This is a genomic window from Pseudomonas sp. ME-P-057, assembly GCF_030208975.1.
Classification (GTDB): Bacteria; Pseudomonadota; Gammaproteobacteria; order Pseudomonadales; family Pseudomonadaceae; genus Aquipseudomonas; species Aquipseudomonas lutea.
In genome coordinates, this window is record NZ_JARVSX010000021.1 from 136,463 (window position 1) to 161,682 (window position 25,220).

The window sequence follows — 25,220 nt, forward strand, 5'->3', positions numbered from 1 at the left end:
TGGGTTACAGGATGTGAGCCTTTTCCGGCCGAGCGAAGAGAAGCTAAACAGGAACGCACTTTTGAGCCATAGTCTTTCACGTAAATGACTGAAAGGGACTCAAATGAAAGCGTCGTCGCTGTCTTCGCCGCCAAGGTACGTCGCCCTGCTGGGCTACGGTGGTCTGCTGCCGTTCGTTGGCCTGCTGTTGCTGATCCTGTTTTCAGCCCAATATCGGCCTTTCCTGACGCAAGCGCTGGTCGCTTACGGCGCCGTGATCCTGAGCTTTGTGGGCGCACTGCATTGGGGGTTCGCCATGACCCTTCAGGACCTGCATGCGGATCAGTGTCGCGAGCGGTTTATCTGGAGCGTGATACCGGCCCTGATCGCCTGGCCCGCTTTGCTCTTGCCGGCGCCTTTGGGGCTTCTGCTGTTGATTTTCGGTTTCGTCGCGCACTACTGGCAGGATCGGCGCCTGGTGAAAGCCGCGACGTTGCCCGCCTGGTATTTACCCATGCGTTTGCGTTTGACGTTGGTCGCCAGTCTCTGCCTTCTGCTGAGTGCGATCACGGTAGCCATCGGCTCATAAATACGCTCATCTGGAGCGCAGCCCGACGAAATCGGGACAAAAAAACACCCCGGCATGCGGGGTGTTTTCAGCTACGCAAGGATGCTTACGGCATCAGCTTGTCGAGCATCGCCTTGTCACGCACCGCTCCCTTGTCGGCGCTGGTGGCCAACAGGGCATAGGCCTTCAGGGCGGTGGTCACTTTGCGAGGGCGTGACTCAACCGGCTTCCAGCCTTTCTTTTCCTGCTCGGCGCGACGTTCAGCCATTTCCGCGTCGTCGATCATCAGATTGATCGAGCGATTGGGAATGTCGATCAGCACCTTGTCGCCGTCACGAACCAGACCGATTGCACCGCCCGCCGCTGCTTCAGGAGAGGCGTGGCCGATGGAAAGGCCAGAGGTCCCGCCCGAGAAGCGCCCATCGGTCAGCAGCGCGCACGCTTTGCCCAGGCCTTTGGACTTCAGGTAAGACGTCGGGTACAGCATTTCCTGCATCCCCGGGCCGCCTTTCGGGCCTTCGTAACGAATGATCACGATGTCGCCGGCCTTCACTTCGTCAGCCAGAATGCCGCGCACGGCGCTGTCCTGACTTTCGAAAATCTTGGCGTTGCCTTCGAACACGTGAATCGACTCGTCGACGCCGGCGGTTTTCACCACGCAGCCGTCGAGTGCGATGTTGCCGTACAACACGGCCAGGCCGCCTTCCTGTGAGTAAGCGTGCTCGACACTGCGGATGCAGCCGTTCTCGCGATCGTCGTCCAGCGTCTCCCAACGGGTCGACTGACTAAAGGCCGTTTGCGTCGGGATACCTGCAGGGCCAGCCTTGAAGAAGTGGTGAACCGCTTCGTCGTCCGTCTGGGTGATGTCCCACTTGGCGATGGCTTCTTCCATCGACTTGCTGTGCACGGTCGGCAAATCCGTGTGCAGCAAACCGCCACGGGCCAGCGAGCCCAGAATGCTGAAGATACCGCCGGCGCGGTGAACGTCTTCCATGTGGTACTTCTGGATGTTCGGCGCGACTTTGCACAGTTGCGGTACGCGGCGCGACAGGCGATCGATGTCGCGCAGGTCGAACGGGATCTCGGCTTCCTGGGCGGCAGCCAGCAAGTGCAGGATGGTGTTGGTCGAACCGCCCATGGCGATGTCGAGGGTCATCGCGTTTTCGAACGCCTTGAAGTTGGCGATATTGCGCGGCAGAACCGAGTCGTCGTTGTCGCGGTAGTAGGTTTTGCACAGGTCTACGATGGTGCGGCCGGCCTGCAGGAACAGCTGCTCGCGGTCAGAGTGGGTCGCCAGCGTGGAGCCGTTGCCGGGCAACGCAAGGCCCAGGGCTTCGGTGAGGCAGTTCATCGAGTTGGCGGTAAACATCCCCGAGCACGAGCCACATGTCGGGCATGCACTGCGCTCGTATTCGGCGACTTTCTCGTCAGAGGCAGTGGAGTCCGCAGCGATGACCATGGCGTCGACCAAGTCCAGACCATGGCTGGCGAGCTTGGTCTTGCCGGCTTCCATCGGGCCGCCGGAAACGAAGATCACCGGGATGTTCAGGCGCAACGCAGCCATCAGCATGCCGGGGGTGATCTTGTCGCAGTTGGAGATGCAGACAATGGCGTCGGCACAGTGGGCATTGACCATGTACTCGACCGAGTCGGCAATGATCTCGCGGCTGGGCAGCGAATACAGCATGCCGTCATGGCCCATGGCGATGCCGTCATCCACGGCAATGGTGTTGAATTCCTTGGCCACGCCGCCAGCTCGTTCGATCTCGCGCGCGACCAGTTGGCCGAGGTCCTTGAGGTGGACGTGGCCTGGCACGAACTGGGTAAACGAGTTGGCGATGGCGATGATCGGTTTTTTGAAATCTTCGTCCTTCATGCCCGTGGCACGCCACAAGGCGCGCGCGCCGGCCATATTGCGGCCGTGGGTGGACGTTTTCGAACGGTAATCAGGCATTGGAGCACTCCGGCTAATCGGCTAGTAAGGAAGGGAGTGAGCTTCTAGTGACGTCGTGTGCAAGAGGCAGTGACCGGATGCAGCGAAGAAACCGAACGACACGGGATCACCGTACGCCCAGCCTGAGCTCATAAACCCGCCGGGGATGACTGGCGATGAATAGCGCTGATTCTACACCTGTGAGGGCGGGAGGGAATGGTGAGAAGTGGCAGCGGTCGGCTCTCGGTCTGGTTGGGGGCAGCGGTGGCTTTCGAGAATTTTCGCGGGCAAGCGCGCTCCTACAGTGGACCGCGTGACGTGCCAATATCATCGTCAACGCCAACGCCAACGCCAACGCCAACGCTTAACGCTCAACCGTTCAACGCCCCAACGTGGCCGACGCGGCCAATGGGTTCAACTGGCCAATGTAGGTCGACGCAGCCGACGGGTCTAGCGGACCAACACAGGCCAAAGCAACCCCCGGGTGCGCCTGACGTCGCGGCATTACGCCGGTTGCAATAGCGAGATCGCCTACAACCCGGACGGGCTTGCGCGGTCCGGTGTAGGAGCGCGCTTGCCCGCGAAGGCGTCAGGCCAGGCAATACATCAACTGTTAGGCAGCAACCGGCAGGTGATGCTTTTGATGTAGCGCGTCTCAGGGATAGCAGGATGCACCGGGTGGTCCGGGCCTTGGCCGCCGCGCTCGAGCAGCTGGATGTTGCGGTCCAGATGACGGGCGCTGGTGAGGAGGATGTTCTGCAGGTCGTCTTCCGGCAGGTGCATTGAGCAGGATGCGCTGACCAGAATGCCGTCTTTGCTGAGCAGGCGCATGGCTTGCTCATTCAAACGGCGGTAGGCGCCCTCGCCATTCTTCATGTCCTTCTTGCGTTTGATGAACGCAGGCGGGTCGGCGATGATCACGTCGAACCGCTCTTCAGCTGCTTTCAGCTCTTTCAGCGCTTCAAAGACATCACCTTCGATGCAGGTGACTTTCTCTGCGAAGCCGTTGAGTGCCGCATTGCGCTCCACACCGTCCAGTGCGAACGCCGAGGCGTCGACGCAGAAGACTTCGCTGGCGCCGAACGCACCGGCCTGGATGCCCCAGCCGCCAATGTAACTGAACAGGTCCAGCACCCGCTTGCCCTTGGCATACGGCGCCAGACGCGCACGGTTCATGCGGTGATCGTAGAACCAGCCAGTCTTCTGACCTTCCATCACAGGTGCTTCGAACTTCACGCCATTCTCTTCCAGCGCAACCCATTCCGGCACCACGCCAAACGCGGTTTCAACGTAACGGTTCAGGCCTTCAGCGTCCCGTGCAGCGGAGTCGTTCTTGAGCAGGATGCCGCTCGGCTTGGTCACCTGAATCAGCGCGGCGAGCACGTCGTCCTTGTGCTGCTCCATGGTCGCTGACGCCAGTTGCACGACCAGTATGTCGCCGAAACGATCAACCACCAGACCCGGCAGCAGGTCCGAGTCGCCGTAAACCAGGCGGTAGAACGGCTTGTCGAACAGACGCTCGCGCAACGACAGGCACACATTCAGGCGATGAACGAGCAACGACTTGTCGAGTGGCAACTTGATGTCGCGGGACAGCAAGCGTGCGCAGATCAGGTTCTGCGGGCTCATGGCGACGATGCCCAAAGGCTTGCCACCGGCGGTTTCCAGAATGGCTTGGGTGCCCGGAGCGAAGCCGTTGAGTGGAGTGGCAGCTACGTCGATTTCGTTGCTGTAGACCCACAAATGACCGGCACGCAGGCGGCGATCGGCGTTGGGCTTGAGGCGCAAGCTAGGCAGGGACATGACGTCGCTCCGGAAAAAAGAGCGGGAGTATAGCGCGTGAAGCTGCTGCCGGGCGCACTCGGCTCAATGACCGTCTGGCTGTCCGTCGGATCCGCTGAATCCTTGCCCGGTTGTCGAAGCATGGGCGCAAGGGGTTAGAATCGTGCCCTGACCCTGAGTGTGAACTTATGTCCCAAGAGCTTACGTCCGAGCAGATCCAGCAGGCGTTACAAGGCATCAGCGTGCCGCCCCAGCCGCAAATCATGGTGGATTTGCAGATGGAGCAGTACATGCCCGACCCCGACCTGGGTGAAATCGCACGACTGATCTCCCAGGATCCCGGGCTATCCGGCGCGCTGCTGAAACTCGTCAACTCCCCCCATTACGGCCTGAGCAACAAGATCGCCTCCATCCAGCGCGCAGTGAACCTGCTTGGCAGTCGCTCGGTCATCAACCTGATCAACGCCCAGTCAATCAAGGGCGAGATGAGCGACGAAACCATCGTCGTGCTCAACCGCTTCTGGGACACGGCCCAGGACGTCGCGATGACCAGCCTGACGCTGGCCAAACGCATCGGTTCGCAAACGGTCGATGAGTCCTACGCGTTGGGGCTGTTTCATGACTGCGGCGTGCCGCTGATGATCAAGCGCTTTCCTGACTACATGAGCGTGCTGGAAGAAGCCTATGCCAACGCAACGCCCGAATGCCGCGTGGTCGACACCGAAAACCGTTTGCTCAATACCAATCATGCCGTCGTCGGGTACTTCACTGCCAAATCCTGGCGATTGCCGGAACATGTCAGTAACGCGATCGCGAACCACCATAATGCGCTGGCGATTTTTCAGGACGACTCGGGTCGAAACGCGCCACTGAAGAACCTGCTGGCGGTTCTCAAGATGGCCGAACACGTGTGCCAGTCCCACCAGGTGCTCGGCAACCATCCTGTCGACCATGAGTGGGACAGCATCGGGCATCTGATTCTGGACTACGTCGGCTTGTCCGATTATGACTTCGAATACCTCAAGGAAAGTATCCGCGAGCTGAGCGCACACTGACGCCGCGCGTCTGCGCCTGACCCTACATCGAGCTGCCGCATGCCTGAATTACCTGAAGTCGAAACAACCCGTCGGGGCATTGCGCCCCATTTGGTAGGCCAGCGCGTGAGCCGAGTGATCGTGCGTGATCGCCGTCTGCGCTGGCCGATCCCTGAAGACCTCGACGTGCGCCTGTCAGGGCAAAAGATCGTGGCTGTCGAAAGGCGCGCCAAATACCTACTGATCCAGGCTGAAGTGGGCACCTTGATCGCTCACTTGGGCATGTCCGGCAACTTGCGGCTGGTCGATGCAGGCCTGCCGCCACTCAAGCATGAGCACGTAGACATCGAGCTGGAGTCCGGCATGGCCCTGCGCTATACCGACCCTCGCCGGTTCGGTGCGATGCTGTGGAGTCTCGATCCGCTCAATCACGAGCTGCTGGCGCGGTTGGGCCCGGAACCACTGGCGGAAGTCTTTGACGGCCTGCGCCTGTTCGAGCTGTCGCGGGGCAGGGCCATGGCGGTCAAGCCATTCATCATGGACAACGCAATCGTTGTCGGTGTCGGCAATATCTATGCGACCGAGGCGCTGTTCGCCGCGGGCATTGATCCGCGTCGCGCCGCCGGAAGCGTCGCAAAGGTGCGCTATATAAAGCTGGCGATCGAAATCAAGCGAATCCTGGCAGCGGCCATCGAACGTGGCGGCACGACGCTGCGCGATTTCATCGGCGGTGACGGTCAGCCCGGATACTTTCAGCAGGAGCTGTTCGCCTATGGGCGTGGTGGACAGCCGTGCAAAGTCTGCGGGACCACGCTACGCGAGGCAAAGTTGGGCCAGCGGGCCAGTGTTTACTGCCCCAAGTGCCAGAAGTAAGCGCCGGCCTTTGCGGAGGTTGTGGCTGATCGTAGCGGTTTCACCGCGGCTTTTACGAGGCCTCCTACGGAGTGCGTGCCGTGATCGGGGCACGCACCCCCTTGCGTAAGCCCAAGCCCTGTTTATAGTGAACAGCACCATTTCGCTTTAGCCTGAAGGACCACGCCATGAGCCCGTTTCGCATTCTTGCTGCCACGCTGGCGCTGCTTTTCGGCCTGCAAATGACGCCCGCGCTGGCCCAGATCGACGGGGCCGGCAGTGGCGATCCTGTCTACGAAATCCAGAATCCACCCGCTTACGCAATGATCGGTGACCTTCTCATTGCTCGTCCGATCCTGATCGTTGCAACCGTGATCGGCGCCGGTCTGTTCGTGGTTGCACTGCCCTTTACTGCCGCTGGAGGCAACATCGGTCGCACCGGCAAGGCGCTGGTCGTTGACCCCGGCAAAGCAGCCTTCGTCCGCTGCCTTGGCTGCACGGGCGATGGCTACGGCAAACAGGACTGATCAGCGCAGCTGCGCATCATCTTCAGCGCAGCATCGGGTTTGAAAGTGGTTGAGACGCCGATGCCGCGAGGGTCACTGGCCGCTTCGACCCGGGCGTTGTTTTTGTGCCACATCAGCACCTGCTGATTGCCGAAATCCCGAGCTGTTTCCTTGAGGGCATAGCCGCGCTCACGCAGGTCGATCAGCTCTTGCTCGGTAAATGTTCCCGGCTCGTACTCCACCACATCCGGCGTGTACTGATGGTGATATCGCGGCGTTGAGGTCCAGCTGCTGATCGGTTGATCGTCGAGATATTTCAGCATCGACAGCAAAACCATGCTGGGAATACGACTGCCGCCGGGCGTGCCGAATGCCGCAAGGCTGCGAGGACTTTCGATGAAGCTTGGGCTCATGCTCGACAGAGGCCGTTTGCCGGGCTCGACGGCATTGGGGTGAATACTGGTGAACGCTGCGCCGCCCTGGCCTTTGGGATCAATGGCGAAATCGTCCATTTCATCGTTCAGAATGACCCCCGTGCCGGGCACGGTGAAGGCCGATCCGAACGGCAGGTTGAGCGAAAGCGTTGCGGTCACCGCATTGCCCTCCGTATCAAGGACGGCGAAATGGCTGGTGTTCTCGCCTTCACGCCAGCGGGGCGCTGGCGGCAGTATGTTATTGGGCGTGGCACGGTGCGGGTCGATACTGGTGGTCAATTGCAGTAGATAATCGGTGGCGAGGACCTGAGCCACCGGGTTGGGCACGAAGTCCGGGTCACCCAGGAGCACGCGGTCACGGTACGCGCGGCGCAGAGCTTCGATCACATAGTGAGCGCGCTGGATGTTTTCCGACTCTCGCCACGGCAGTTGCTGCAGCATGGACAGGCTTTGTGCCAGTGCAATTCCACCCGCGGAGGGCGGAGGCGCGCTGATCAGTTCGCGCTGATCGGCCATCTGGAATCGCAGGGGCGCACGAGTGACAACCTCGTATTCTTCGAAGTCGTGGTAGTTCCAGATGCCGCCGGCGCGTCGCACCCCGCTGACCAGCGCCTGAGCCACCAACCCGCTGTAAAATCCTGCCCGGCCTTTATCACCGAGGCGCTCAAGGGTCTGCGCCAGCTCCGGTTGGGTGATGACCTCGCCCAGATTCGGCACCTCGTTGTTACGCAGGAACAGGCGCGCGCTCTCCTTGTTATTGCGCAGTGCAAACAATCGCCAATTGGCGCGCTCTCGATAAACGCTGTCCACCTTGAAGCCGCGGTAAGCCACACGGATCGCCGGGGCCAGTGAAATCGAAAGCGGTAAGCGGCCGTAGCGTTCGGCAAGCTCGACCAGCGCGGCGGGCAGGCCTGGAATGGCGGCCGCCAGAGGGCCATTCAGGGAAAGGTCTGGCTGCACGATGCCCTTGCGATGAAACATCTTTGGTTTGGATTTGAGCGGGGCTTTTTCGCGAGCATCCAGAAATTGATACTGGACGGGCTCACCCGATTGACGCAGCAAGAAAAACCCGCCACCGCCGAGCCCTGAACCATAAGGCTCGACGACAGCCAGTGTGGCGCTGATGGCGATAGCCGCATCGAACGCATTGCCGCCGTCGACCAGGATTTCCTGGCCAGCGGCCGTTGCGATAGGGTGCGGGCTGGCGATGGCGGCCTGATCTGGACGATCAGGGCTGGCGTAAGCCGAAAAAACGCACAGCAAAACCGCTGCGCCTGACAAAGCAGGTATCCGTTCCAGCATTGAAATCATGCGTCTCTCGCTCAATCAACAGGCGGTTTAGGCCAGTGTCTTCGGCGAAAGCACGTATGCCGACAGGGAATGCGTCCGGGTTATGCCTTGCTGGTAATCAAGTTGTACTTGGCCATGAGCTGGTCTTTGCTTTCCACGTGGTTTTCATCCAGCGGGATGCAATCGACGGGGCAGACTTGCTGGCACTGTGGTTCGTCATAGTGACCCACGCACTCGGTGCACAGGTTGGGGTTGATCACGTAGATCTCTTCGCCCTGTGAAATCGCTTCGTTCGGGCACTCGGGTTCGCAGACGTCGCAATTGATGCAATCGTCGGTGATGATCAGGGACATGGATACTCCTGCCTCGGTCGACACCGGGGCATATCAAAACGAATGCGGCGAATTGTGCCGCATTAGCGCTCGGTATGCACCATGACTCGACGCAAGGCCTCAGCCTTTGAAGCGTTCGCTCAGCGCCTGGGCCACGGCAGGATGTACGAACTTGGTGATATCCCCGCCCAGTGCTGCGATTTCCCTGACCAGCGTAGATGAAATGAACGAGTAGCGTTCGGACGGCGTGAGAAAAAGACTTTCGACGTCCGGGGCCAATTGCTTGTTCATGTTGGCCAGCTGGAATTCGTACTCGAAATCCGAAACCGCCCTCAAGCCACGCAGCAGAATGTTGGCGTTTTGCTCCTGGGCGAAGTGCGCCAGCAGCGTCGAGAAGCCGACCACCTCGACATTGGGCAAGTGTTTGGTCGCTTCACGGGCGAGAGCCACACGTTGCTCCAGCGGAAACAGCGGGTTTTTCTTGGGGCTTGCGGCAACGGCGATCACTACTTGATCGAACAGGCGCGAGGCGCGCTCGACCAGATCGCCGTGACCCTTGGTGATCGGGTCAAAGGTGCCTGGGTACAACACTCGGTTCATCGCGTCGTCCTGGTCGGAGTTCGTTGGGGACTGGATGGTATCGCAGCGGGCTGAGACGGCCAAGACGGGGAGCAAGCGCCTTGATGCATTTCGCCTCCTTGCGCTGGCGCACAGCTGCGCGGCAGACTGCCCGGACAAGCATCGTCGCCGCCCCACGGCACCTGACACGGAGTCTCAATGCGCACGGATTATCTGGCGTTTTTCCTATCCCTTTTTCTCTCCCGTCTCGCGGATCAGGTTCTGCTGTTTCTGGTGCCGCTGGTCGTTTTTCAGACCACGCAAAGCGCGTCCCTGGCGGGTCTGGCGTTCTTTGCCGAAACCCTGCCGCGCTTTCTTGCATTCCCTGTATGCGGGGTGCTTTGCGATAAGTACCCACCCATTCGGTTGCTGCAGATCAGCCAGCTCTACCGGGCTTTGATTTGCCTGGTTGCGATGGCTCTGTATGGAGCATTCGGCGGGATTTACTGGTTGATCCTGCTGTCGGCGGTCTGCGGCATTCTGACTACCCAGGGCATCATGGCCAGGGAGGTGGTGATGCCTCATATTTTCCCGGATTATCACTATGGCAAGACGCTCTCGTACTCCCAGATCGCCGACCAGACCGGGCTAGTGCTCGGCCCCGTGTTGGCGGCGCTGGCGCTGGAAGTGATCCCATGGTGGGGCGTGGTTCTAGGTGTCGCGCTGGTTTTCGTCGCAGCGGATCTGACGATGCGAGTCTGGCAATACAAAAGCGAGGTCACCCTCCAACGCTTCGAGCAGCATCCAGGCACTTGGACGCAGCCGCTGAAAATCGCGATTGGGCACATTCTCCGATTGGCAGAACTAAAGAAGATCATTTTGCTGGCCATCGGTGTCAACCTGATCGTGGGGGTCACTCTGGCCAGTTCGGCAGCGATGGTGATTGGCTCATTCGGCGAAACCAAGGACTTCTACGCAGGCCTGCAAGCGGCCGGTGCGCTGTTGACGATCGCAATTTTGTACCTCCTCGCCCGGGTCAGCCTGTCGCTGAAACTACTCGGTTCGATGTCCTACATCGCCTTGTTGCTGGGCGCATTTATCACCGCCACCAGCGCATGTTCCGAGGTTTACGTTGTGGGGTTCCTGCTGATCGTGGGCTTCGACAAGATGTTCAACGTGTACATGCGCAGCATCCGCCAGCGGATTATCCCGGCCCGCGACTTCGGCAAGACGGTTGGCGTCATCACGCTGTTGAATAACCTTTCGCAGCCACTGGCCGGGCTGCTGGTCGGGACTTTTACGGCGCCCATCGGGCTGCGCGGGGTGATACTGGTCAATACACTGGCGGCTGGCTTGCTCGGCGTGGGGGTTGCGACGGTGGTCAAATTCAGGCTCGCGACTGCCGTGGAGCGATGAAGTCTGCAACCGATCCGACGCTTGCGTTAAGATCCGGCACAATCCTGTTACGCTTCGACGTTCGAGTTGAACATGGCGCCGCGCATCAAAACCGTACGCATCAAGACCCGAGAACGCATCGTCCACAGCAGCCTTGAGCTGTTCAATCAGCAGGGCGAGCGCAGTGTCAGCACCAATCACATTGCCGCGCACATGGAGATTTCTTCCGGGAATCTTTATTACCACTTCCCCAACAAGCAAGCGATCATCGCCGAGTTGTTCACCGAATACGCAACACTGGTCGACAGCTTTCTGCACCCGCCCAAGGGCCGTTTACCAAACGTCGAAGACAAGCGTCATTACCTCATGGCGATTCTGGACAGCATGTGGCGCTACCGTTTTCTACACCGAGATCTTGAGCATTTGCTCGAAGCCGATGCAGAGCTGGCGGTGCGTTACCGGCGCTTTTCCCAGCACTGCCTGATCAAGGCGATGTCCATTTACAGCGGCTTTGTCGACGCCCGTATTCTCGACATGGACAAGGTCCAGATCGAATCTCTCACGCTCAATGCGTGGATTATCCTGACATCATGGGTGCGTTTTTTGAGCACGACGCGGGAAAACCCCACTCACCTGAACGAGGACGCCAATCGTCGCGGTGTCTACCAGGTGTTGATGCTGGAATTGGCGTACGTCACGCCTCAGGCCCGGGAAGCCGTGCATGCCCTGTGCGCGGAGTTTTACGTGCCCTTGGCCAAGGCGCTGGAGAATCCCGGCTGAACCCGGCCACCGTCTCGGAATCGACTGTCATATCGCACCTTTTACTGCCTGCAGGAGCCCGTTATGTCCATCGCGCAACTTATCAGCCCTCAACAGTTGGCGGAACGCCTGACGCAACCCGGGCTTGTGATCCTGGATTGTCGTTCGTCACTGGATGATTTGGACTACGGCCAGCGCAGCTACGCAGAGGGCCACATTGAGGGATCGTCTTTCGCTGACCTGCTCAATGACCTTAGCGGGGCAGTCAGCAAAGGCATCACCGGTCGCCACCCGCTGCCGGACCCGCAGACGTTGATCGAGCGCTTGCGGTTCTGGGGCGTGAACAATCAGAGCGACATCGTGCTGTACGACGATGGTCCGGGGGCTTACGCCGCACGGGCATGGTGGCTGCTGGCATGGCTGGGCAAGCGCGAAGGCGTGTACGTACTCGACGGCGGACTCAAGGCCTGGCATGCGGCGGGCTTGCCGCTCAGCCTCGACCCGCCACAGCATCTTCAGGGCACATTCGAAGGCGCGCCGGATGACTCAATGGTGTTGACGGCGGAGGAGGTACACGGCCGCCTGGGCGACCCTGCCATGACGTTGATCGATGCCCGTGCACGTACGCGCTTTCGGGGTGAGGTGGAGCCGATTGACCCGGTAGCCGGGCATATTCCTGGCGCTCAATGTGCGGCCTTCACCGATAACCTTGGGCCGGATGGCCGCTTTCTGTCGGCAGACCAACTCAAGGAGCGGTTCGCCGAACTGCTTGAAAGTCGGTCGGCAGAGCAACTGGTCGCTTATTGCGGTTCCGGCGTAACAGCGTGCCACAACCTGTTTGCGCTATGCCTCGCCGGGTACCCGCTGGGCGCGCTTTATGCGGGGTCCTGGAGCGAGTGGATCAATGACCCGCAGCGCGAGATCGCCACGGGTGACTGAGCTCGCGGTCGGGCAGGCGAACACTGGCTAAGTCTGCCCCATCGCCCAGCGCAGCAAAAAGAACACAAGCAAGCCGCCACCGATGGTGGCCAGAAGGTTGCGGCTCAGCGCTGCGATCCCGATCGCGACCACCCCCGCCAGCAAATAAGCGTTGGTCAGGGAAAGCTGCCAGTGCTCGCCATCCGGCAGCAACATGCCGGGGATCACGATGGCTGTCAGCACCGCAGTGGGGACGTAGTGCAGCCCTTGGCGCACGAGTGGAGGGAAGCGCAGGTTTGGCCAGGCGAACAGGCTGTAGCGCATCAGAAAAGTAATGGCCGCCATGCCCAGAATCAGCCACCAGTACGTCATGGGCGTGCCTCTTTCGACGCCGCGTCACCCAGCATCGGCTTTGTTCGTTTCTCCATGAATACCCCCGCTGCGATGCCGCTGAATGCCGCGGCCATGAGCCCCAATTTGTACGGCCAGGACCACGTCAGTAGCGCAACCACGCCGGCAGCCAGAGCAGCGGCAATCTGAGGTTGGTTGCGCAGCAGGGGCACCACGATGCCGATGAAAGTTGCGAGCATGGCGAACTCAAGGCCCCAGCTCGCCATGTTCGGGAAGGCTTGACCGAATAGCACGCCCACCAACGAGCTGCCCACCCAGCAGGCATACAGCGGGCTCGCCACACCCAACCAGTACCAATGCGCCAATGGCGTACGGCCGTGGACCAGATAATGGCGTTGCACGATGGCGAAGGTTTCATCGGTCAGCCAGAACGCCAGCAGCAACCGCCAACGCTGTGGTAAAGCCTGGACATGGGGCTGCAAGGTGGCGCTGTACAACACATGCCGCAGGTTGACCACCAGCGTCGTCAGCAGAATCACCACTGCACCGGCCCCGGCGCCCATCAGGCTGATGACGACGAACTGTGCCGATCCGGCGTAGACGAACATCGACATCCCGACCGCTTGCCACAGCGACAACCCGCCCACGCCGGCCAGGGTGCCGAAGATAACGCCAAATGGCGCGATGCCAACGAGCATGGGTACGCTGTCACGTACGCCGCGCATGAACAGGTGATGTCGGGACATGATTGTTCTCCTTATGCCCCGATGTTAAGTGCGTGGCGCTTGGGTGTCTTGAACGATCGTGCAGGTCTGCGCTCGGCAACACTATTCGCAGTAGCTCAATGACTCAGAGCTGCGGCGCCGGTTGCGCGCCGTGTGCGGCGGTTAGCCATGCAGGGATGCGCTGTTCCAGGTAATAAGTGGGCGTTTTGATCGTGCCGCCGACGAAGCCAACATGGCCGCCCTTTTTCTGCAGGTCGAACTCGGTGCAGTGGGACAACTCCGAAAGCTCCGGCAAGCTGTGCTTGAACACAAACGGATCATCCAGCGACTGGATCAACAGAGTGGGTGTCCGGATAGCGCCGAGGAAGTAGCGGCTGGAGGCGCGCTTGTAGTAGTCCTGCGCATCCAGAAACCCATTGAGCGGCGCAGTCACTCGTCCGTCGAAATCCCAGAAGGTGCGCATGTCTTTCAGGGAACCCAAAGCCGCCAGCTCCGCCAGGCCGTCGCGTAGCCCTTCGTGCTGGAAGCGTCGTTGCTTGTCCTTGATGTACCCGACCATTTCGCGCATGAAATGACGCTGGTACACCCTGGAGAACCCCAGCCCGATCCGGTCTGCGCACTCGTCCAGACGAAATGGCACAGAGACCGCGACGGCGCCTTGCAAATGGCTGTCGAGCCCGGTCTCTCCGAGGTGTTTTAGCAAGATATTGCCACCCAGGGAGTAACCGACGGCGTAGAGCGGTGCCAGCGGTCTGGCCGTACGTAAATGGTCAATCACGGCAGCGAGGTCTTCGCTGGCGCCGGAGTGATAACTGCGAGGTAGAAGGTTCGGCTCCCCGGAGCAGCCGCGCCAGTTAAGCGCCACGCTTGCCCAACCCTGTTTTTGCATGGCGTGCTGCAGCCCGGCGACATACGGGGAGTTGGATGAGCCGGTCAGGCCGTGCAACACCAGTACAACCGGCACAGTGGCGTCGTGGGGACCGTGCCAGTCCATGTCCAGAAAATCCCCGTCTTGCAGCCACATACGCTCGCGCCTGCGGTCAAGGTGGGTGGTCTTGCGCCAGAGCGGTCCCCACAGGGTTTGCAAATGCGGATTGCCCAGCCCGAAAGCCGGTACAAACCTGGCTGGATCAGCTTGCGGCAACACTTCGCTCCCACAGCGCGTAATGCACCTGCCCGGCTTTCTTCTCGCGGTGCAGCCGCCAGTTGGCCGGCATTCCCAGGCCGGAGGGCGCGGTTTCGCTTTCGGTGTAGATCCACGCGTTGTCGGCCAGCCAATTGCGATCTTCCAGCAGCGTACACGCTGGCATCAGCAGGTCCTGGTGGAAAGGAGGGTCAAGAAAGACCACGTCGAATTGCTCGGCGGGCTGCGTTTCCAGATGGCGCAGGGCATCGCCGGTCGCGGTTTTGCCAACCGTGCAGCGCAGCGTGCCGAGGTGCTCGCGAAGACTTGAGATCGCCATCGAGTTGGTGTCCAGCGCCAGGCCCATGCTGGCGCCGCGCGACAAGGCTTCAAGGTACAGCGCGCCGCTGCCGGCGAACGGATCGAGGACGCGTGCGCCCTCGATGTACGGCGCCAGCCAGTTGAACAGGGTTTCACGCACGCGATCCGGGGTTGGGCGCAAACCGGGCGCGTCGGGGAAACTCAGACGCCGACTGCGCCATTCACCGCCGATGATTCGCAGTTGGCCCAGGCCCGTGTGGATTTTGTGCCCTTTGTGAATACGCGGCGGCTTGGAAGTCGAGGTCATCAGTGCTCCGGAACGCCAAGCGGTTGCTCGGCAGGTTTGTCAGTAGGGGGCGGCAGCGGCTTCTGCGGGACAGTCGGCCCTGCGGTCACGATCACCAGCTTGTCAGCGTCCAGATGCTTGTTCATTACGGTCTTGATCTGTTCGACCGTGATGTCCTGGGACTGCGTCATGAAATCTTCGAGGTAGGTCAGCGGCAAGTTATAGAAACCCACGGCGCCCAGTTGGCCCACGATGGCCGCATTGCTTGCAGTCGCCAACGGAAAACTGCCCGCCAGTTCGCGCTTGGCGTCGTCCAGTTCTTTTTGCGTCGGGCCGTTGGCAAGGAAGTCACGGGTAATGTCCTTGACCAGCTTGAGGGTGTTTTCGCTCAGTTCGGCGCGGGTCTGCAGGCTGATCATGAACGGACCCTGCGCCTGCATCGGCGTGAAGCCTGACGATACGCCGTATGTCAGGCCACGCTTCTCCCGCACTTCGGTCATCAGGCGGCTGCCGAAGCCACCACCGCCGAGGATCGAGTTGCCCAGCGACAACGCTGCGTAATCGGGATCGGCTCGGGTGATCCCCAGTTCAGCCAGCATCAAGTGCGTCTGCTTGGACGGAAACTCGATATGCGTTTCACCAGCCTTGGGTTCGGTCGGCGCAACGGTTTTAGCCAGCGCCGGACCTTTCGGCAGCGCTGCAGACACCTGAGCTGCGACCGCTTCGGCTTCTGTGCGGTTCAGGTCACCCACCAATGCAATGACGGCATTGCCGGCCGCGTAAGCCCTGGCATGAAAGGCTTTCAGCTGAGCCAGCGTCAAAGGCGCAATGCTCTTGGCAGTCCCCATGCTCGGGTGTGCGTAGGGATGATCGCCGTACAACCGCTTGAACAGCTCATCGCCCGCGAGTTTGCCCGGGTTTTGCTTTTGATATTCGAAGCTGGCCAATAACTGGTTTTTGATTCGTGCGAGCGAGTCCGCCGGAAAGGTCGGTTTGCCGACGACGTCCGCGAACAGTTTCAAAGCCGGCTCGCGTTTGTCTGCTGCGCTCAGGCTGCGTAGGGAGGCGATCGCCATGTCGCGATAGGAGCCGTTGCCAAAGTCAGCGCCCAATCCTTCAAAACCTTCAGCAATCGCGCTGACATTTTTGCCTTTGACCCCTTCGTTGAGCATCGCGTTGGTGACGAGAGCGATGCCCGGCGTGGCGCCGTCCTGGCTGCTGCCTGCAGCAAACAACAGACGCATGTCGAACATCGGCAGCTCATGGGCCTCGACAAACAGTACCCGTGCGCCCTCGGCCGTGTTCCACGACTGAATATTCAGCGAGCGCCGGGCGGGCGCCTTGCTGTCCAGCTCTTTGAGCGATTCAAGGGTATTGGCGGCTTTGTCGATGGCTTTCGGCGCTTCGACGGGCGTGTCTGCCATGACGTGCGCAGCGCCAGACAGGCCGAAAGCAATCGCGATTACCAGAGTGCGAGCCCGCGTTCGGGCAATGCTGAACTCGTTGCGCCGGGTCATTGGGCTTTCTCCTCAGGCAACACATGCGCAACGGCGAGGCGCTCGCGAGTGAAATAGGTACGTGCGGCTTTCTGGATGTCTTCCGGGGTCACGCTTTGCAGCGCCGCCAGCTCCTGATCGATGAGCTTCCAGGACAGACCGACCGTTTCCAGTTCGCCGATGGTGCTCGCCTGGCTGGTGATCGAATCGCGCTCGTACACCAATGCGGCAATTACCTGAGCCCGAACGCGCTCAAGTTCTTCTTTGGTGGGCGGCTTGTTTTTCAATTCGTCGAGCAGACGCCAGATACCGGCTTCTGCGTCGGCCAGGGCTTTCTTTTTTTGCTGATTGGGTGTGGCGCTGATGGTGAACAGGCTGTCGCCGCGCGTGTAGGCGTCGTAATCGGAGGAGGCGCCGGTGACCAGCTCCTCGCCGCGCTCTAGCCGCGTCGGGATGCGCGCGCTGTAGCCGCCGTCGAGCAAGGCGGAAATCAGGCGCAGGGCATTGACCGATTGAGGGTCAGTGGCGGTGGCCAGGCTCGGCACGTTGAAACCGTACATGAGGCTCGGCATCTGCGTGGCGACATGCACGGTGATCTGGCGAAGGCCCGGCTCGACGAGCTCCAGCGGCTTTTTGGAGGGTGGCACAGCGCGACGCGGCACAGGACCGAAGAATCGTTCGGCCAGCGCTTTCACTTCGTCGGGCTTGACGTCGCCGACCACTACCAGCGTGGCGTTGTTTGGCACGTACCAGGATTCGTACCAGTGGCGAAGCTCTTCGACCTTCATGCGGTCAAGGTCGGCCATCCAGCCGATGGTAGGGGTGTGGTAACCGCTGGCAGGATAGGCGATGGCCTTGAAACGCTCGTAGGCTTTGGCGTTTGGCTTGTCGTCGGTGCGCAGGCGGCGCTCTTCTTTGATGACCTCGATTTCCCGCGCGAACTCCTCAGGCGGCAGGCGCAGGGTGGCCATGCGGTCGGCTTCCAGCTCAAAGGCTACTGCCAGACGGTCACGTGCCAAAACCTGGTAGTACGCGGTGTAGTCATCGCTGGTGAAGGCGTTCTCCTCAGCGCCCAGGTCACGCAGGATCAGCGACGCTTCACCCGGCCCGGCCTTGGAGCTGCCCTTGAACATCATGTGCTCCAGGGCATGGGACAGCCCCGTCTGGCCGGGCGTCTCGTAGCTGGAGCCGACCTTGTACCAGACCTGCGACACCACAACGGGGGCGCGGTGATCTTCACGCACGACCACTTTCAGGCCGTTATCCAGCGTGAATTCGGTGGTGGGTTGTGGGTCGGCAGCCAGGGCGGCTAAAGGCAAACAGATTGTGCCGAGCAGCAGGCCTGCGGCACGGCGGGCAAGAGCATTCATTCGTGATTTGAACCTTGGAGACGGCCTGCTTAGCGTCAGCGGGCGCGGGGGTGTTAGGATAGCGGCCAGTTTGTTCCGCGACTACGGCTAAGACGTCCGATCCGTAAACGGGCCCTGTAGGACGTGGCCGTGACTGTCGTTACAACGGCTCTGTAATGAACGAGCCATGAAGCAGTGCGACCTATGAACAAGCGGACATAAAAGCAGTCTGTTTCGCATACAGAATTTATCAGAGGCGCCGCTCTGGCGCGTCGTTACCGTGAGATAGCCGTCCTCCATGTTTGGTTCCAACGACGACAAGAAGACCCCAGCCCCGGCTGGCGAGAAGAAAGGCCTGTTCGGATGGCTGCGCAAAAAGCCGCAGGAAGCCACGCCCGAGCCGCCTCAGAATGCCCCCGCGCCAGCGCCGCAAGCCGAGCCCGAGCAGGAGGTTCCGGCAGTTGCCGAGCAGCATGACGCCCCGGTCATCCCGGTAGAGCGCGCGCCGCAACCTGCGCCACAGCCCGTATCGCAGCCCTCACCAGTGCCTGCCGCAAGTGAGGCACCTGCGGCCACTGAAGCGCCATGGCTTCAACTGCCCGTCGCCGAAGAGCCGGTTGCCTTCACCGACGAGCGCGAGCCCCATGTAACACCGGCAATCCCGGCACACACCCAATCCAACGTGGAATCCGGCGTTGGTGTGATGAGTCCGGCGCCGGCGCAACCTGCCGTGGTTGACACCACCTCCTTTGACGTTCCCCCGTCCATTGAACCGACGCCGGTCGCATTGCCTGACCCGGTCTCCGGCAACGACTTGCGATCGGTGATACCGCCCTTGCCGGTAACGCCTGCAGCCGTAGTCGCACCGGCGTTTCCAGCCCAGGAAACCCAGATAGCGCCGGTGCCGGCAGTGCCTGCAGCCGCTGAACCCAAGCAGCCGGGCTTTTTCGCGCGGCTCAAGCAGGGTCTGTCCAAGACCAGCGCCAGCCTTGGCGAAGGGATGGCGAGCCTGTTCCTCGGCAAAAAAGCTATCGACGACGATATGCTCGATGAGCTGGAAACCCGGCTACTGACTGCCGATGTGGGTGTAGAGGCTACCTCGGCGATCGTGCGCAACTTGACCCAAAAGGTCGCGCGCAAGCAGCTCACTGACAGCGATGCGCTGTACGCATCGCTGCAAAACGAGCTGACTGAAATGCTGAAGCCGGTCGAGGCGCCGCTGGTCATCGACTCAGCGCACAGCCCGTTCGTGATTCTGGTCGTCGGCGTGAATGGTGCCGGCAAGACCACCACCATCGGCAAACTCGCGAAAAAACTGCAGCTTGAAGGCAAGAAAGTCATGCTGGCTGCAGGCGACACCTTCCGCGCCGCCGCCGTTGAACAGCTGCAAGTGTGGGGCGAGCGCAACAAGATCCCGGTCATCGCGCAGCACACCGGTGCAGACTCCGCTTCCGTGATTTTCGACGCCGTTCAGGCGGCGAAAGCGCGAGGCATCGATGTGCTGATCGCTGACACCGCAGGTCGTCTGCACACCAAAGATAACCTGATGGAAGAGCTGAAGAAGGTACGGCGTGTGATCGGCAAGCTTGACGCCGACGCGCCCCATGAAGTCCTCCTGGTGCTGGACGCCGGTACGGGCCAGAACGCGATCAATCAGGCCAAGCAATTTAACCAGACCGTCCAGCTGACCGGCCTTGCACTGACCAAGCTCGACGGTACGGCCAAGGGCGGCGTTATCTTCGCTCTGGCCAAGCAGTTTGGTCTGCCGATTCGCTACATCGGCGTGGGTGAAGGCATCGACGATTTGCGAACCTTCGAAGCTGAACCCTTCGTTCAAGCCCTATTTGCCGAGCGGGAGCGCCCATGATTCGTTTCGAACAGGTCGGTAAACGCTATCCGAACGGACACGTCGGGCTGCACGAGCTGAGCTTTCGAGTACGTCGTGGCGAATTTCTGTTCGTGACCGGTCACTCCGGCGCAGGCAAAAGCACCTTGCTGCGCCTGCTGCTGGCCATGGAGCGCCCGACCACCGGCAAGCTGTTGCTGGCGGGCCAGGACCTGGGGCAGATCAGCACCGCGCAGATCCCGTTTTTGCGCCGGCAGATTGGTGTCGTCTTCCAGAACCACCAGTTGCTCTTTGATCGCACAGTGTTTAACAACGTCGCGTTGCCGCTGCAGATTCTTGGCTTGTCCAAGACCGAGGTGGTCAAGCGCGTCGATTCGGCGCTTGAGCGTGTTGCCCTGTCTGACAAAGCCGAGCTGTACCCGGGCGACTTGTCCACCGGCCAGCAACAACGCGTCGGCATCGCGCGCGCCATCGTTCACCGTCCGGCCTTGCTGCTGGCAGACGAACCTACGGGCAACCTCGACCCACGTTTGGCGGCGGAGATCATGGGCGTGTTCGAAGATATCAACCGATTGGGCACCAGTGTGCTGATCGCGAGTCACGACCTGGCGCTGATCGCACGGATGCGCCATCGCATGCTGACGCTACAACGTGGCCGCCTGATCGGCGACGGGGAGGCTGGCGTATGAGTGCCACTCGCAGCCCAAAGGTTTCCGAGCGCGTTGCACCGAAGGCTTCGGACCCCGCACCGCAGAAGAAAAAGAAGCACGATGACGACGACGGCCCGAGTTTCGGCGCGTTGTTCAACGCTTGGGTAGAGGCCCATCGCTCCAGTCTGCTGGATAGCCTGCGACGCTTGGGCAAGCAACCCATCGGCAGCTTCTTCACTTGTCTGGTCATGGCCATTGCCTTGAGCTTGCCCATGGGCTTGTCGTTGCTGCTGAGCAATGTCGAACGTCTCGGCGGGTCGTGGCAGCGCGCGGCACAGATTTCCCTTTATTTGCAGCTGGAAGCGTCGCCCGGTGAAGGCGAAGGTCTGGTCCGCCAGATCAAGGAAATGCCAGGCGTGGCTGATGCCGAGTACATCAGCCGCGACGAGGCACTGAACGAGTTCCAGAAACAGTCAGGGCTGGGTGAGGCGCTTAAAGAGCTGCCTGAAAATCCGTTGCCCGGCGTCGTATTGGTGACACCGCTGGAAGTTGACAAAGCTGCGCTGGAAGCATTACGTACGCGTCTGGCCGAATTGCCCAAGGTCCAGCAGGCCCAGCTCGATCTGGTCTGGGTCGAACGCCTGGCTGCCATCCTCAAGCTTGGCGATCGCTTTGTGTTTGGGTTGACCGTGTTGCTGGTCGCGGCTCTGCTGTTGGTCATCGGCAACACCATTCGTCTGCACATTGAGAACCGTCGCACCGAGATCGAGGTCATCAAGTTGGTAGGCGGCACAGACAGCTACGTGCGCCGGCCTTTCCTTTATATGGGTGCGCTTTATGGCTTGGGCGCAGGCGTGCTGTCGTGGGGCGTATTGGCGTTTGGGCTGGACTGGCTTAACGAAGCGGTTGTCAGGCTGGCCGGGTTGTACGGCAGTAATTTTGCCTTGGCCGGGGTGCCGGTATCCGATGGTCTGTCGCTCTTGCTAGGCGCGGTGCTCTTGGGGTATATCGGTGCGTGGATTGCGGTCGCTCGCCATTTGAGAGAGTTGGCACCTCGTTAACGTTGAGTTGTTTTAATTGTCATGTGTCTGGGTAAATTTTGTTTCACCTATTGACTTTTCAGCTAAGGGAACTTGTCTAGCGGTTCCCGGTCAATTTCGCAGTGCTGAACTGCACGAGTCATGTGTCGGAGGTTTTTTCGTATGACCACTTCTTTGCAACCTGCGTATGCCTTGGTTCCGGGTGCAAACCTGGAAGCCTATGTGCACACGGTAAACAGCATTCCATTGCTGACGCCTGAGCAGGAGCGTGAACTGGCCGAGAGTCTCTATTACGAGCAGGATTTAGGGGCGGCTCGGCAGATGGTGCTCGCCCACCTGCGATTTGTCGTGCATATCGCACGCAGTTATTCCGGTTATGGACTGGCTCAGGCTGACCTGATCCAGGAAGGTAACGTCGGCCTCATGAAGGCCGTTAAACGCTTCAACCCTGAAATGGGTGTTCGTCTGGTGTCCTTTGCAGTGCACTGGATCAAGGCTGAAATTCACGAGTTTATTCTGCGCAACTGGCGCATCGTGAAGGTCGCGACCACCAAGGCCCAGCGCAAGCTGTTCTTCAACCTGCGCAGCCAGAAAAAGCGCCTCGCGTGGCTGAACAACGAGGAAGTGCATCGCGTCGCGGAAAGCCTTGGCGTCGAACCTCGCGAAGTGCGTGAGATGGAAAGCCGCTTGACTGGCCACGACATGGCGTTTGACCCGGCGGCCGAAGCCGACGACGACAGCGCGTTCCAGTCGCCAGCCAATTATCTGGAAGACCATCGTTACGATCCGGCGCGTCAGCTGGAAGATTCCGACTGGACCGATAGCTCGACGGCTAACCTGCACGAAGCGTTGAACGTGCTCGACGACCGTAGTCGCGACATTCTTTACCAGCGCTGGCTGGCCGAGGAAAAAGCGACGCTGCACGATCTCGCCGAGAAGTACAACGTATCCGCAGAGCGGATTCGCCAACTCGAAAAGAGCGCGATGAACAAGCTGAAGCTCTCAATCGCTGCCTGATTGCTGCGACGAAACGCAAAACGCCCCGAGATGATCGGGGCGTTTTTGTTTGTGGTACGGCGCTAAACCTGGCAGCACCAGATGCTATCTGTAGGAGCCGGCTTGCTGGCGAACCTGATCTGGCATTGACCTGCGGGTGCATGAGCCAATGTGTTCGCCAGCAAGCCGGCTGCTACAAGATTGGGTGTGTCAGTTGAGTGGGCGACGGGGTGTATGAAGCGTTCCAGGCAAGCGCGCTCCTACAGTAAGACGGCACGACCGGACTCTCAGCTACCACCTGCGACTGTGGTTCAGCCCCGTCAAATACTCATCCCCGCCCAACTGCCGCATCTGCTGACGGATCCAGCCCGCCCGACGTGACACGTAGCTGCTCGGGTGGCTGGCACTCCACTCACGGGGGTTGGGCAGAACGGCGGCCAGGTAGCTGGCCTGCTGGTTCGAAAGCTGCGAGGCGTTAACGTGAAAGTGATGCTGCGCGGCGGCCTGTGCGCCGAAGACGCCGTCGTCCCATTCCACGCTGTTGAGGTACACCTCAAGGATGCGCTGCTTGGACCAGAACACTTCAATCAGTGCGGTGAACCAGGCTTCAAGACCCTTTCGGAAGTAGCTGCGGCCTGACCATAAAAAGAGGTTCTTGGACACCTGCTGGCTCAACGTACTGGCCCCGCGCAGCGAGCCTCCCTGCTCGTTGTGAACCAGTGCTGCCTGTATGGCGTCAATATCGAAGCCCCAATGCTCGGCGAACTTTTGGTCTTCGCCGGCAATGACGGCGAGCTTTAGATCGTCGGAGAGGTTGTCCCACGATTGCCAGTCGCGCTGCAGGTCGATCGGCTGGCCGTTGAACCAGGATTCAATCTTGCGCTCGACCATCAGTGCGGTAAACGGAGGAGGGACCCAGCGAAAAATCAGAACCAGCACGACACTCGTCGCTGCGAACCAGAGCAGGCCTTTGGCGACACGTCGAAGTAATAACTGCAGCATAGAGATGGCTTTGCCGAACCGGTTGAGCGGGCCATTATACAGACCACGCGTCATCGAACCTGCCTGGAGTTGTACATGTTACGAACCTTTCTGATGCTGTCTGCGTTCTTTGGCTTTACCGGGGTCGCCCTGGGCGCCTTCGCGGCCCATGGGTTGAAAAACCGTCTGACTCCCGAGTATCTGGCAGTCTTCCACACGGGCGTGCTTTATCAGCTCATTCATGCCCTGGCGATATTCGGGGTTGCGCTGCTGGCGATGCAGATTCAGGGCCGTCTCGTTACCTACGCAGGCATAGCGTTCACGCTGGGCATCATCCTGTTTTCCGGCAGCCTCTATCTCATGACGCTGACCGGTGCGAGCAAGCTGGGAATCATCACTCCTTTTGGCGGCCTGTTTTTCCTGATCGGCTGGGCCATTCTCGGCTGGACAGCCTGGCGGCTGGGCCTCGACACGCTCTGATAGCCCCCGTGCAACGTCCAGGCATCACGGCCTGGGCATCGGCCGCGCCTGAGACGAATGGCGTGGCTTTGCCTTGGTCATACCGGCTGATCGGGCTAGAATGCTCCCCCCTAAAATGATGGCTGCCAATCGCATGCGCATTCAGTTGAACGGTGAATCCTTTGAGGTGCCCGACGGCGAGACCGTCTCGGCATTGCTGACACGTCTGGATCTGACCGGGCGCCGGGTCGCCGTCGAGCTCAATATGGACATCGTCCCGCGCAGCCAGCATGTCTCCACGACGCTGACCGAGGGCGACCAGGTCGAAGTGGTGCACGCCATCGGCGGCGGCTAGATCGCAACCGCCAACGGCCTGACACGCACACACCGCAAGCCCCTCAACCGTAAAGAGGATTCCCGATGAGCAATGTTCGCAGCGACAAGCCGTTCACCGTGGCCGGTCGTACTTTCCAGTCGCGCCTGCTGGTCGGCACTGGCAAGTACAGAGACATGGAACAGACTCGCCTCGCTATCGAAGCCTCGGGCGCAGAGATCGTCACCGTTGCTGTGCGCCGGACCAATCTGGGCCAGAACCCGGGCGAACCGAACCTGCTCGACGTACTGCCACCTGACCGTTACACCATCCTGCCGAACACCGCCGGGTGTTACGACGCCATCGAAGCCGTGCGCACATGCCGCCTGGCCCGTGAACTGCTCGACGGCCACAACCTGGTCAAGCTTGAAGTCCTCGCGGACCAGAAAACTCTGTTCCCCAATGTCATCGAAACCCTCAAAGCAGCCGAAACGCTGGTCAAGGACGGCTTCGACGTCATGGTGTACACCAGCGACGACCCGATCATTGCCCGCCAGCTCGCCGAAATCGGCTGCTGCGCGGTCATGCCGCTCGCAGGGCTGATTGGCACCGGGCTGGGGATCTGCAATCCGTACAACCTGCAGATCATCCTTGAGGAGTCGAAAGTCCCCGTCCTGGTGGATGCCGGCGTCGGCACTGCTTCCGACGCCACCATCGCCATGGAACTGGGCTGCGAAGCGGTGCTGATGAACTCGGCCATCGCCCACGCCCAACAACCGGTTTTGATGGCCGAGGCCATGAAACACGCGATTCTGGCCGGCCGCATGGCGTATCTGGCCGGCCGTATGCCCAAGAAACTCTATGCCAGCGCGTCCTCGCCGCTGGATGGTCTGATCAAGTAAGAGCCCGTTGATGACTGATTCGCACACGCCCGACCCGCTTCC

General features: G+C 60.4%; 25 protein-coding genes and 1 pseudogene. 14 read left to right on the forward strand and 12 right to left on the reverse strand.

The features are described 5' to 3' along the window. The first annotated feature begins 103 nt into the window (after nucleotides 1-103). Entirely contained in the window at nucleotides 104-568 is a 465-nt protein-coding gene (locus tag QRN48_RS11770; RefSeq protein WP_285350740.1) for a DUF3429 domain-containing protein, read from the forward strand. Nucleotides 569-653: 85 nt separating this feature from the next. On the opposite strand, the gene ilvD is transcribed toward QRN48_RS11770, so the two are convergent. Further along, nucleotides 654-2,501: a dihydroxy-acid dehydratase gene (gene ilvD, locus QRN48_RS11775; RefSeq protein WP_037018789.1), complete on the reverse strand. Its 1,848-nt coding sequence runs from the start codon at nucleotides 2,499-2,501 to the stop codon at nucleotides 654-656. 585 nt (nucleotides 2,502-3,086) lie between these two features. Then, nucleotides 3,087-4,283, reverse strand: a complete 1,197-nt coding sequence (locus tag QRN48_RS11780; RefSeq protein ID WP_037018792.1) for a class I SAM-dependent rRNA methyltransferase — start codon at nucleotides 4,281-4,283, stop codon at nucleotides 3,087-3,089. Between the two features lie 221 nt (nucleotides 4,284-4,504). On the opposite strand from QRN48_RS11780, the gene QRN48_RS11785 reads away from it, so the two are divergent. The 3 genes from QRN48_RS11785 (at nucleotide 4,505) to QRN48_RS11795 (ending at nucleotide 6,675) form a co-directional block, all read left to right on the forward strand. Further along, nucleotides 4,505-5,317 (forward strand): HDOD domain-containing protein, encoded by an 813-nt coding sequence (locus QRN48_RS11785; RefSeq protein ID WP_285350874.1) that lies wholly within the window; start codon nucleotides 4,505-4,507, stop codon nucleotides 5,315-5,317. A gap of 39 nt (nucleotides 5,318-5,356) precedes the next feature. Further along, nucleotides 5,357-6,169, forward strand: coding sequence for a bifunctional DNA-formamidopyrimidine glycosylase/DNA-(apurinic or apyrimidinic site) lyase (mutM, locus tag QRN48_RS11790; RefSeq protein WP_285350744.1), 813 nt, complete (start codon nucleotides 5,357-5,359; stop codon nucleotides 6,167-6,169). A 167-nt stretch (nucleotides 6,170-6,336) separates the two neighbouring features. Continuing rightward, on the forward strand, nucleotides 6,337-6,675 hold the full coding sequence (locus QRN48_RS11795) for a hypothetical protein (RefSeq protein ID WP_037018799.1): 339 nt from the start codon (nucleotides 6,337-6,339) through the stop codon (nucleotides 6,673-6,675). Here the strand turns inward: QRN48_RS11795 and ggt are convergent. The 3 genes from ggt to coaD all read right to left on the reverse strand — a co-directional run bounded on the left by ggt (nucleotide 6,657) and on the right by coaD (nucleotide 9,310). Then, nucleotides 6,657-8,399 (reverse strand): gamma-glutamyltransferase, encoded by a 1,743-nt coding sequence (gene ggt, locus QRN48_RS11800; RefSeq protein WP_502944596.1) that lies wholly within the window; start codon nucleotides 8,397-8,399, stop codon nucleotides 6,657-6,659. The two genes, QRN48_RS11795 and ggt, sit on opposite strands and share 19 nt — an antisense overlap. 80 nt (nucleotides 8,400-8,479) lie before the next feature. Then, nucleotides 8,480-8,731, reverse strand: a complete 252-nt coding sequence (locus QRN48_RS11805; RefSeq protein WP_191944663.1) for a YfhL family 4Fe-4S dicluster ferredoxin — start codon at nucleotides 8,729-8,731, stop codon at nucleotides 8,480-8,482. Between the two features lie 99 nt (nucleotides 8,732-8,830). After that, the gene (gene coaD / locus QRN48_RS11810; protein ID WP_037018805.1) at nucleotides 8,831-9,310 is read right to left on the reverse strand and encodes a pantetheine-phosphate adenylyltransferase; all 480 of its coding nucleotides are present in this window, start codon (nucleotides 9,308-9,310) and stop codon (nucleotides 8,831-8,833) included. Between the two features lie 177 nt (nucleotides 9,311-9,487). Here coaD and QRN48_RS11815 point away from each other — a divergent pair, with 177 nt between their 5' ends. From QRN48_RS11815 to QRN48_RS11825, 3 genes are all read left to right on the forward strand, one after another. Continuing rightward, a complete protein-coding gene (locus QRN48_RS11815) occupies nucleotides 9,488-10,684 on the forward strand; it encodes an MFS transporter (RefSeq protein WP_285350748.1) in 1,197 nt (398 codons plus the stop codon). A 72-nt stretch (nucleotides 10,685-10,756) separates the two neighbouring features. Further along, nucleotides 10,757-11,443: a TetR/AcrR family transcriptional regulator gene (locus QRN48_RS11820; RefSeq protein ID WP_285350750.1), complete on the forward strand. Its 687-nt coding sequence runs from the start codon at nucleotides 10,757-10,759 to the stop codon at nucleotides 11,441-11,443. A gap of 63 nt (nucleotides 11,444-11,506) precedes the next feature. Further along, nucleotides 11,507-12,361 carry a sulfurtransferase gene (locus QRN48_RS11825; protein WP_285350752.1) on the forward strand — a complete coding sequence of 285 codons (855 nt, stop codon included), beginning with the start codon at nucleotides 11,507-11,509 and terminating at the stop codon, nucleotides 12,359-12,361. A 27-nt stretch (nucleotides 12,362-12,388) separates the two neighbouring features. Here the strand turns inward: QRN48_RS11825 and QRN48_RS11830 are convergent, their stop codons facing one another. The 6 genes from QRN48_RS11830 to QRN48_RS11855 all read right to left on the reverse strand — a co-directional run bounded on the left by QRN48_RS11830 (nucleotide 12,389) and on the right by QRN48_RS11855 (nucleotide 18,012). After that, nucleotides 12,389-12,712, reverse strand: coding sequence for an AzlD domain-containing protein (locus QRN48_RS11830; RefSeq protein WP_037018814.1), 324 nt, complete (start codon nucleotides 12,710-12,712; stop codon nucleotides 12,389-12,391). Continuing rightward, nucleotides 12,709-13,437, reverse strand: a complete 729-nt coding sequence (locus QRN48_RS11835) for an AzlC family ABC transporter permease (RefSeq protein WP_037018817.1) — start codon at nucleotides 13,435-13,437, stop codon at nucleotides 12,709-12,711. The genes QRN48_RS11830 and QRN48_RS11835 overlap by 4 nt, the downstream gene beginning before the upstream one ends. Before the next feature lie 103 nt (nucleotides 13,438-13,540). After that, the gene (locus tag QRN48_RS11840) at nucleotides 13,541-14,560 is read right to left on the reverse strand and encodes a hydrolase (protein WP_194734035.1); all 1,020 of its coding nucleotides are present in this window, start codon (nucleotides 14,558-14,560) and stop codon (nucleotides 13,541-13,543) included. Next, entirely contained in the window at nucleotides 14,547-15,167 is a 621-nt protein-coding gene (rsmD, locus tag QRN48_RS11845; protein WP_191944657.1) for a 16S rRNA (guanine(966)-N(2))-methyltransferase RsmD, read from the reverse strand. The genes QRN48_RS11840 and rsmD overlap by 14 nt, the downstream gene beginning before the upstream one ends. Continuing rightward, nucleotides 15,167-16,663: a M16 family metallopeptidase gene (locus tag QRN48_RS11850; RefSeq protein WP_285350756.1), complete on the reverse strand. Its 1,497-nt coding sequence runs from the start codon at nucleotides 16,661-16,663 to the stop codon at nucleotides 15,167-15,169. Before QRN48_RS11850 ends, rsmD begins: the two co-directional genes overlap by 1 nt. Then, nucleotides 16,660-18,012 (reverse strand): M16 family metallopeptidase, encoded by a 1,353-nt coding sequence (locus QRN48_RS11855; protein ID WP_285350758.1) that lies wholly within the window; start codon nucleotides 18,010-18,012, stop codon nucleotides 16,660-16,662. Before QRN48_RS11855 ends, QRN48_RS11850 begins: the two co-directional genes overlap by 4 nt. Before the next feature lie 556 nt (nucleotides 18,013-18,568). Between QRN48_RS11855 and ftsY the strand changes: the two are divergent. From ftsY to rpoH, 4 genes and pseudogenes are all read left to right on the forward strand, one after another. Beyond that, a pseudogene (gene ftsY / locus QRN48_RS11860) lies at nucleotides 18,569-19,858 on the forward strand (signal recognition particle-docking protein FtsY); the annotation flags it as partial. Further along, complete coding sequence (gene ftsE / locus QRN48_RS11865; protein WP_037018829.1) at nucleotides 19,855-20,526, forward strand: cell division ATP-binding protein FtsE; 672 nt, start codon at nucleotides 19,855-19,857, stop codon at nucleotides 20,524-20,526. The pseudogene ftsY and the gene ftsE, both read left to right, overlap by 4 nt. Beyond that, nucleotides 20,523-21,548: a permease-like cell division protein FtsX gene (gene ftsX, locus QRN48_RS11870; protein WP_037018831.1), complete on the forward strand. Its 1,026-nt coding sequence runs from the start codon at nucleotides 20,523-20,525 to the stop codon at nucleotides 21,546-21,548. The genes ftsE and ftsX overlap by 4 nt, the downstream gene beginning before the upstream one ends. Before the next feature lie 141 nt (nucleotides 21,549-21,689). Then, on the forward strand, nucleotides 21,690-22,544 hold the full coding sequence (rpoH, locus tag QRN48_RS11875) for an RNA polymerase sigma factor RpoH (RefSeq protein WP_037018833.1): 855 nt from the start codon (nucleotides 21,690-21,692) through the stop codon (nucleotides 22,542-22,544). 270 nt (nucleotides 22,545-22,814) lie between these two features. On the opposite strand, the gene mtgA is transcribed toward rpoH, so the two are convergent. Then, nucleotides 22,815-23,525, reverse strand: a complete 711-nt coding sequence (mtgA, locus tag QRN48_RS11880; RefSeq protein WP_037019261.1) for a monofunctional biosynthetic peptidoglycan transglycosylase — start codon at nucleotides 23,523-23,525, stop codon at nucleotides 22,815-22,817. Nucleotides 23,526-23,600: 75 nt separating this feature from the next. Between mtgA and QRN48_RS11885 the strand changes: the two genes are divergently transcribed. The 3 genes from QRN48_RS11885 to QRN48_RS11895 all read left to right on the forward strand — a co-directional run bounded on the left by QRN48_RS11885 (nucleotide 23,601) and on the right by QRN48_RS11895 (nucleotide 25,178). Continuing rightward, nucleotides 23,601-23,984, forward strand: coding sequence for a DUF423 domain-containing protein (locus QRN48_RS11885; RefSeq protein WP_037018835.1), 384 nt, complete (start codon nucleotides 23,601-23,603; stop codon nucleotides 23,982-23,984). A 118-nt stretch (nucleotides 23,985-24,102) separates the two neighbouring features. Beyond that, entirely contained in the window at nucleotides 24,103-24,318 is a 216-nt protein-coding gene (thiS, locus tag QRN48_RS11890; RefSeq protein ID WP_338050502.1) for a sulfur carrier protein ThiS, read from the forward strand. Nucleotides 24,319-24,383: 65 nt separating this feature from the next. Beyond that, the gene (locus QRN48_RS11895; protein WP_191944651.1) at nucleotides 24,384-25,178 is read left to right on the forward strand and encodes a thiazole synthase; all 795 of its coding nucleotides are present in this window, start codon (nucleotides 24,384-24,386) and stop codon (nucleotides 25,176-25,178) included. Nucleotides 25,179-25,220: the final 42 nt, after the last annotated feature.

Excerpts from the sequence above, each read along its gene's own strand:
- QRN48_RS11770 (WP_285350740.1), top strand. The coding sequence starts at position 104 with ATGAAAGCGTCGTCGCTGTCTTCGCCGCCAAGGTACGTCGCCCTGCTG.
- ilvD (WP_037018789.1), bottom strand. The coding sequence starts at position 2,501 with ATGCCTGATTACCGTTCGAAAACGTCCACCCACGGCCGCAATATGGCC.
- QRN48_RS11780 (WP_037018792.1), bottom strand. The coding sequence starts at position 4,283 with ATGTCCCTGCCTAGCTTGCGCCTCAAGCCCAACGCCGATCGCCGCCTG.
- mutM (WP_285350744.1), top strand. The coding sequence starts at position 5,357 with ATGCCTGAATTACCTGAAGTCGAAACAACCCGTCGGGGCATTGCGCCC.
- QRN48_RS11795 (WP_037018799.1), top strand. The coding sequence starts at position 6,337 with ATGAGCCCGTTTCGCATTCTTGCTGCCACGCTGGCGCTGCTTTTCGGC.
- ggt (WP_502944596.1), bottom strand. The coding sequence starts at position 8,399 with ATGATTTCAATGCTGGAACGGATACCTGCTTTGTCAGGCGCAGCGGTT.
- QRN48_RS11805 (WP_191944663.1), bottom strand. The coding sequence starts at position 8,731 with ATGTCCCTGATCATCACCGACGATTGCATCAATTGCGACGTCTGCGAA.
- coaD (WP_037018805.1), bottom strand. The coding sequence starts at position 9,310 with ATGAACCGAGTGTTGTACCCAGGCACCTTTGACCCGATCACCAAGGGT.
- QRN48_RS11815 (WP_285350748.1), top strand. The coding sequence starts at position 9,488 with ATGCGCACGGATTATCTGGCGTTTTTCCTATCCCTTTTTCTCTCCCGT.
- QRN48_RS11820 (WP_285350750.1), top strand. The coding sequence starts at position 10,757 with ATGGCGCCGCGCATCAAAACCGTACGCATCAAGACCCGAGAACGCATC.
- QRN48_RS11825 (WP_285350752.1), top strand. The coding sequence starts at position 11,507 with ATGTCCATCGCGCAACTTATCAGCCCTCAACAGTTGGCGGAACGCCTG.
- QRN48_RS11830 (WP_037018814.1), bottom strand. The coding sequence starts at position 12,712 with ATGACGTACTGGTGGCTGATTCTGGGCATGGCGGCCATTACTTTTCTG.
- QRN48_RS11835 (WP_037018817.1), bottom strand. The coding sequence starts at position 13,437 with ATGTCCCGACATCACCTGTTCATGCGCGGCGTACGTGACAGCGTACCC.
- rsmD (WP_191944657.1), bottom strand. The coding sequence starts at position 15,167 with ATGACCTCGACTTCCAAGCCGCCGCGTATTCACAAAGGGCACAAAATC.
- QRN48_RS11850 (WP_285350756.1), bottom strand. The coding sequence starts at position 16,663 with ATGACCCGGCGCAACGAGTTCAGCATTGCCCGAACGCGGGCTCGCACT.
- QRN48_RS11855 (WP_285350758.1), bottom strand. The coding sequence starts at position 18,012 with ATGAATGCTCTTGCCCGCCGTGCCGCAGGCCTGCTGCTCGGCACAATC.
- ftsE (WP_037018829.1), top strand. The coding sequence starts at position 19,855 with ATGATTCGTTTCGAACAGGTCGGTAAACGCTATCCGAACGGACACGTC.
- ftsX (WP_037018831.1), top strand. The coding sequence starts at position 20,523 with ATGAGTGCCACTCGCAGCCCAAAGGTTTCCGAGCGCGTTGCACCGAAG.
- rpoH (WP_037018833.1), top strand. The coding sequence starts at position 21,690 with ATGACCACTTCTTTGCAACCTGCGTATGCCTTGGTTCCGGGTGCAAAC.
- mtgA (WP_037019261.1), bottom strand. The coding sequence starts at position 23,525 with ATGCTGCAGTTATTACTTCGACGTGTCGCCAAAGGCCTGCTCTGGTTC.
- QRN48_RS11885 (WP_037018835.1), top strand. The coding sequence starts at position 23,601 with ATGTTACGAACCTTTCTGATGCTGTCTGCGTTCTTTGGCTTTACCGGG.
- thiS (WP_338050502.1), top strand. The coding sequence starts at position 24,103 with ATGGCTGCCAATCGCATGCGCATTCAGTTGAACGGTGAATCCTTTGAG.
- QRN48_RS11895 (WP_191944651.1), top strand. The coding sequence starts at position 24,384 with ATGAGCAATGTTCGCAGCGACAAGCCGTTCACCGTGGCCGGTCGTACT.